Annotated in this window: 7 protein-coding genes; 6 read left to right on the top strand and 1 reads right to left on the bottom strand. The window is 69.9% G+C overall.

The window, feature by feature from the left end; translation table 11 throughout:
* The 3 genes from ROTAS13_RS17560 to ROTAS13_RS17570 form a co-directional block, all read left to right on the top strand.
* Window positions 1-551: HlyD family efflux transporter periplasmic adaptor subunit (locus ROTAS13_RS17560; protein WP_139323409.1), on the top strand; the 551-nt coding region annotated here is incomplete at its 5' end.
* On the top strand, window positions 548-3,268 hold the full coding sequence (rbbA, locus tag ROTAS13_RS17565) for a ribosome-associated ATPase/putative transporter RbbA (protein WP_019462970.1): 2,721 nt from the start codon (window positions 548-550) through the stop codon (window positions 3,266-3,268). The genes ROTAS13_RS17560 and rbbA, both read left to right, overlap by 4 nt.
* 4 nt (window positions 3,269-3,272) lie before the next feature.
* Complete coding sequence (locus ROTAS13_RS17570) at window positions 3,273-4,379, top strand: ABC transporter permease (RefSeq protein ID WP_019462971.1); 1,107 nt, start codon at window positions 3,273-3,275, stop codon at window positions 4,377-4,379.
* On the opposite strand, the gene ROTAS13_RS17575 is transcribed toward ROTAS13_RS17570, so the two are convergent.
* Window positions 4,342-4,917, bottom strand: a complete 576-nt coding sequence (locus ROTAS13_RS17575) for a hypothetical protein (RefSeq protein WP_075822983.1) — start codon at window positions 4,915-4,917, stop codon at window positions 4,342-4,344. The two genes, ROTAS13_RS17570 and ROTAS13_RS17575, sit on opposite strands and share 38 nt — an antisense overlap.
* Before the next feature lie 281 nt (window positions 4,918-5,198).
* Between ROTAS13_RS17575 and ROTAS13_RS17580 the strand changes: the two genes are divergently transcribed.
* The 3 genes from ROTAS13_RS17580 to ROTAS13_RS17590 form a co-directional block, all read left to right on the top strand.
* Window positions 5,199-5,435: an AbrB/MazE/SpoVT family DNA-binding domain-containing protein gene (locus tag ROTAS13_RS17580; protein WP_019463391.1), complete on the top strand. Its 237-nt coding sequence runs from the start codon at window positions 5,199-5,201 to the stop codon at window positions 5,433-5,435.
* A complete protein-coding gene (locus ROTAS13_RS17585) occupies window positions 5,432-5,839 on the top strand; it encodes a PIN domain-containing protein (protein ID WP_019463390.1) in 408 nt (135 codons plus the stop codon). The genes ROTAS13_RS17580 and ROTAS13_RS17585 overlap by 4 nt, the downstream gene beginning before the upstream one ends.
* Window positions 5,836-6,137, top strand: a 302-nt coding sequence (locus ROTAS13_RS17590; protein WP_216348676.1) for a hypothetical protein, incomplete at its 3' end; no start/stop codon positions are given. The genes ROTAS13_RS17585 and ROTAS13_RS17590, both read left to right, overlap by 4 nt.

Raw genomic sequence — 6,137 nt, forward strand, 5'->3', positions numbered from 1 at the left:
CCACGCTGCAGGTCGCCGAGGCGACGGTCACCGCCGCCGCGGCGGGCAGGCGCCGGGCCGATGCCACCCTCGCCGCCGCCCAGGCCAACGCCGCCCAGGTCCGCACCCTGCTGGATGACACCGTGCTGACCGCGCCGCGCGCCGGCCGGGTCCTCTATCGCCTCCTCCGCAGCGGAGAGGTCGTGGCGGCCGGGGGGCGTGTCGCGACCCTGATCGACCCGAGCGACGTCTCCATGATCGTCTTCCTTCCTGCCGAGCAGGCTGGGCGCCTGGCCTATGGGGCGGAGGCCAGGCTCGTCCTCGACCCGGTGCCGCAATACGTCCTGCCCGCGATCGTCAGCTTCGTGGCCCCCGAGGCGCAGTTCACGCCGCGCCAGGTCGAGACGGCGCAGGAACGAGGGAACCTCATGTTCCGCGTGAAGCTGCGCCTGCCGGCGTCGCTGCTGCAGGCGCATATCGAGCAGGTGAAGACCGGCGTGCGCGGCCTGGGCTTCGTCCGGCTCGACACAACGCAACCCTGGCCGGAACGGCTGCAGGTCCGGCTGCCATGACCGCGGTGCCCGTCGCGTCACTTCATGACGTCCGCCACCACTACGGCAGCGTCGCGGCGCTGGATCGGGTGACGCTCGATATCCCCGCCGGGGTCATGGCCGGACTGGTCGGGCCGGACGGGGTAGGAAAATCCACCCTGCTGGGCCTGCTCGCCGGCGTGCGGCGGCCGCAGGAGGGGGAGATCGTGGCCCTCGGCGGCGACCTGCGCGACCCGTCGGTGCTGACCGGGGCGCGGCAGCGGATCGCCTATATGCCCCAGGGACTGGGGCGGAACCTCTACCAGACCCTTTCAGTGGCCGAGAACATCGACTACTTCGCCCGCCTCTTCGGCCAGGGCGCGCAGGAGCGGCGGCAGCGCATAGCGGGCCTGACCCGCGCCACCGGCCTTTCCCGCTTCCTGGACCGGCCCGCCGGCAAGCTCTCGGGCGGGATGAAGCAGAAGCTCTCGCTCTGCTGCGCCCTGGTGCGCGACCCCGACCTGCTGATCCTGGACGAGCCGACCACAGGGGTGGACCCGCTCTCCCGCCGGCAGTTCTGGACGCTGATCGACCGGCTGCGCGAACGCCGCCCGCAGATGAGCGTGCTGGTCGCCACCGCCTACATGGACGAAGCGCAGCGCTTCGACTGGCTGGCGGCCATGGATGCGGGGAAGGTGATCGCCACCGGCAACCCGGCAGCGATCCTGGAGCGTACCGGTAGCCGGAACCTGGACGAAGCCTTCATCGCCCTGATGCCCGAGGAGCGGCGGCGTGGCTATCAGCCCGTGGTCATCACGCCGCCACCCCCGCCGCACCCTGGCGAGGCGCCGGTGATCGAGGCGAAGGGGCTGACCAGGCGGTTCGGTGACTTCGTGGCCGTAGACCATGTGAACCTCAGCGTCCGGCGCGGCGAGATCTTCGGATTCCTAGGTTCCAACGGCTCGGGCAAGAGCACGACGATGCGCATGCTGACCGGGCTGCTGCCCGCCACCGAGGGCGAGGCGCGCATCCTCGGCCAGCGGCCCGGATCGGGCGGCGACGCACGACGGCATGTCGGCTACATGTCCCAGTCCTTCTCCCTCTACGGCGAGCTGACGGTGCGGCAGAACCTCCAGCTGCACGCCGATCTCTTCCACCTGCCGCGCGACCGTGCCGCCAAGCGGCTGGCCCAGGTGATGCACGACTTCGACCTGGAGGACGTCGCCGATGCGGCGCCGGAATCCCTGCCGCTGGGCGTGCGGCAGCGGCTTCAGCTCGCGGCCGCGGTGGTGCACGAGCCGGAGCTGTTGATCCTGGACGAGCCGACCTCGGGCGTCGATCCGGTGGCACGCGACCTGTTCTGGCGCCACCTGCTGCGCCTGTCGCGCGAGCAGGAGGTGACGATCTTTATCTCAACCCATTTCATGAACGAGGCAGAGCGCTGCGATCGCATCTCGCTGCAACACGCCGGCCGCGTCCTGGCCATGGGTTCGCCGGCGGAACTGGTGGCGCAGCGCCATGCCGCCACGCTGGAGGAGGCCTTCATCGGCTGGCTGGAGGAAGCCGCCGGACCGGACGAGGCGGGCGGGGATCTGCCGGCCCCCATGCCCGGCGCACAAGGTCGGGCCGCCTGGCTCTTCAACCCCCGCCGCCTGCTGGCCTGCGCCTGGCGTGAGTCGCTGGAACTGCTGCGTGACCCGATCCGGCTGGCCTTCGCCCTGCTCGGCCCGGTGCTGCTGACGATCGCCTTCGGCTTCGGCATCTCCTTCGACGTCGAGAACCTGCCCTATGCCGTGCTGGATGGGGATCGCACACCGGAAAGCCGCAGCCTGCTGGAAAGCTTCGCCGGCTCCCGCTACTTCTCCGAACAGCCACCCCTGGCGGACGCCGCCGCGGCCGAGGCGCGCCTGCGGGCGGCGGGGATCGCCCTGGCGGTGGAGATACCGCCGGGCTTCGGCCACGACCTTCGCCGTGGCGACCGGCCCGAGGTGGCGGTGGCCATCGACGGCGCCATGCCCTTTCGCGCGGAAACGGCGCGCAGCTACGTGCTGGGCCTGGCGCAGACCTGGCTGCGCGACCAGGAGGCGCTTTCGCCGCTGCCGCGCAGCCCCGATCTGCTGACACTGGAGCCACGCTTCCACTACAACCAGGCCTTTCGCAGCGCGGTCGCCATCGTGCCGGGCGTGATCATGCTGATGCTGATGCTGGTCCCGGCCATGCTCGCTGCCGTCGGCGTGGTGCGGGAGAAGGAGAGCGGCGCCATCGCCAACTTCCGCGCCACACCGGTCACGGCGCCGGAATTCCTGATCGGCAAGCAGATCCCCTACTTCGCCGTCGCCCTGAGCAGCTTCGTCATGCTGCTGTTCGTCGCCCGCGTGGTCTTCGACGTGCCTGTGCTGGGCTCCGGCCCCGCGCTGGCCATGGGCGCCGCGCTCTATGTGCTGGCCTCCACCGGCTTCGGGTTGCTGGTGTCCGCCTTCGTCTCCAGCCAGGTGGCGGCAATCTTCGCCGCGGCCATCCTTTCCATCGTACCGGCGGTGAACTTCTCCGGCCTGCTGGTACCGGCTGCTTCCCTCACCGGTCCGGCACTCGGCATCGGCCTTGCCTTTCCGGCCAGTTGGTTCCAGCAGATCTCGGTCGGTGCGATGAGCAAGGGGCTGCACTTCGCAGAGCTATGGCACAACCACCTGGTGCTGGCGGGTTTCGCGGTGCTGTTCATCGGCGCGGCCACATTGCTGCTCCGCAAGCAGGAGCCCTGACGTCATGCGCCATCTGTCCAACATCCTCTGGCTGGGGCTGAAGGAACTGCGGGTGCTGGGTGCCGATCCAGTCCTCCTGGTCTTGCTCGCCTATACCTTCACCGTAGCGGTCTATACCGTGGCCACCGGCATGAAGACGGAGGTCCGCAACGCTGCCGTAGCAGTGCTGGACGAGGACCGCTCCGACCTTTCCCGCAGCCTCGCCGCGGCCCTGCTGCCACCACAGTTCCAGTCGGCGGTCCCGATCATGGCGCCTGAGGTAGGGCCTGGCCTGGATGCGGGCCGCTTCACCTTCATTCTGCAGGTCCCGCCACGCTTCGAATCGGATCTGCTGTCCGGCCACCCGGTGACGCTCGCCCTGGATGTGGATGCCACGGCGATGTCGCAGGCGGGCAACGGCGCCAGCTATGTCAGCCAGATCGTGCAGCAGGAGGTGGCGAAGCGACTGGGCAGCGCGGCAGAGCCCCTGGATCTTGTGATCCGCACCCGTTTCAACCCGAACAGCCAGCCGGAATGGTTCACCTCCGTCATGCAGGTCGTGAACAGCACGTTGATCCTCTCCATCATCCTGCCCGGCGCAGCCCTGCTGCGCGAGCGCGAGCACGGAACCTTGGAGCATCTCCTGGCCATGCCGGTCGGACCGCTGGAGATCCTGCTCGCCAAGATCGGCGCCAATGCATTGGTGATCGTCGGTGCCGCCGTGCTGTCGCTGCTGCTGGTGGTGCGCGGCCTGTTGGGCGTGCCGGTGGCGGGCTCCATCTTCCTCTTCGTGCTGTGCACCGTCCTGTTCCAGGTCTCGGTCGCCGCACTGGGCGTGCTGCTGGCGACCGTGACCAGCTCCACCGGACAGTTCGGGCTGTTGGCCCTGCCGGCCATCATCCTGATGATGCTGCTTTCGGGCAGCATGACGCCGCTGGAAAGCATGCCAGCATGGTTGCAGTCCGTCGTACAGGTACTTCCGACGACGCAGTTCGTTGCGATCGCCCAGGCCATCCTCTTCCGGGGTGCGGGGCTGGAGGTCGTGGCAGGCCGGATGGCTGCACTGGCTGCCCTGGGGCTGGGCTTCCTGACAGTCACCTACCTGCGGCTGCGCGCCACTCTGGCGGGGTGATGCGGGCGGCGTGCCGAGCCGTGTCGCCCAGCAACCGCAGCGCCGCGGCGAGCCTTTCCGCCTCATTCAGTGGATCGGTCCGGAACACCGGCAGCCGCGTCAACAGGCGGGCCAGGGCGAGCGCCTGCTCCACCGGGTGCTCGGCGGCGACCGCGCCCACCTCGCCACCGTGGCCACCCCAGGTGGCGGGCATGGCCCGCTCCAGGCGATGCAGGTCGGAGGCGGCGCTCCAGGAGCCGGTGAGGCCGGCGGCGCGCAGGCCAAGGTCGTGCGGGTGGGTGGGCAGGCCGGCCTGGGTGAGCCAAGCGGCGGCCTCGGCGAGCGCCAGGCGGGCGACCAGGCCCTCGCGCAACGCCCCGGAAGCGGCCCCGGCGCGGGCGTCGAGACGCGAGAGCAGGTCCTCGGCCCGGGCCAGGGGCCGCAGCAGCCGGGCGGGCTCGGGCGTGACCACCGGCGGGGGCGGTCCGGACCGGCGCGCAGCCCAGAGCGGCGTGCTGCCGTCGTCCGGATCACCTTCATCCTCATCCCAGCCTGCCATGCACAAACCTCTGTCCGAAGACGCTGGAGGGGGCTTCTGAGCTTCAGGTCTTCGTTTCCAGGATACACGGTAAAACAGCAATTTATAAAGTATTCTGAAACTGATATCCGGGTATTGCTTGTGCTACTCAGCCACCCTGCCAAACACCCCCGGCGACCGCGTCCCACCCCCGCAACCAGCGCCCGTCCTTCCGTCCGCTAATCCCCATTTGCGGACGGAAAAGCTTGCTCGCGCCGCACGGAGGATATACCATTCACAAAGTATATCCTTAGGAGATCGCCATGCAGGTCAGCCGCTGGGGCAACAGCCTCGCCGTTCGCCTCCCCGCCGCCGTGGTCGAGGCTTTGGGCCTGCGCGAGGGCGACGAGGTCGCCATCGAGGTGGCCGACTCCCACACCTTCCGCGTGGCCCGCGACCGCCGCCGCGACGAGGCGATCGAGGCGCTGCGCGGTCTCGGCTGGCACCTGCCCGACGGCTTCCGTTTCTCGCGCGACGAAGCCAACGAGCGTGGCGGATGAACCGGCCCTTCCTCGATACCAACATCCTGCTCTACGCTGCCCTGCAGCCGGATCCGCGTTCCGAGACGGCGCGCGGCCTCCTGGCCCGGGGCGGCCTGGTCAGCGTCCAGGTGCTCAACGAGTTCACCGCCGTCGCCCGCCGCAAGCTACGCCGGCCCTGGCCCGAGGTCATGCAGGCGCTGGCCGCCATCCGGACTCTCTGTCCGGCGCCCCGGCCGCTCACCGTCGCGACGCACGAGGCGGCCGTTGGGCTGGCGGAGAGGCTGGGCTACACGATCTACGATGCCTTGATCCTGGCCTCGGCCCTGGAGGCCGGCTGCGACACGCTCTTCTCCGAGGATCTGCAGGACGGGCAGGTGGTCGAAGGGCAACTGACCATCCGCAACCCCTTCGCCGCGCCATGACCGGCGCCAGCTCCCCTACCCCGCCCGCCTCACCCGCAACGCCGGCCGCGGACGGCAGTCTGGTCCTGCACACCACCCTGCTGGGCGACCTCGTGGTGCCGGGCGGTGCTTCGCGCGCGGCCGAACTCCGCGAACTCGCCGCCCAGGCCGCCGTCTATGCCACCCGCGCCCGCGGCCCCGGCACCCGGCGCGCCTACCGCTCCGCCTGGAGCGGCTACGAACGCTGGTGCCGCTCCCTCGACCGCGAGCCGCTCTCGGGCGATGCTGACACGCTCCTGTCTCTTGATCACATCTACGC

The organism is Roseomonas sp. TAS13, assembly GCF_001950415.1.
Taxonomy (GTDB): Bacteria; Pseudomonadota; Alphaproteobacteria; order Acetobacterales; family Acetobacteraceae; genus Roseomonas; species Roseomonas mucosa.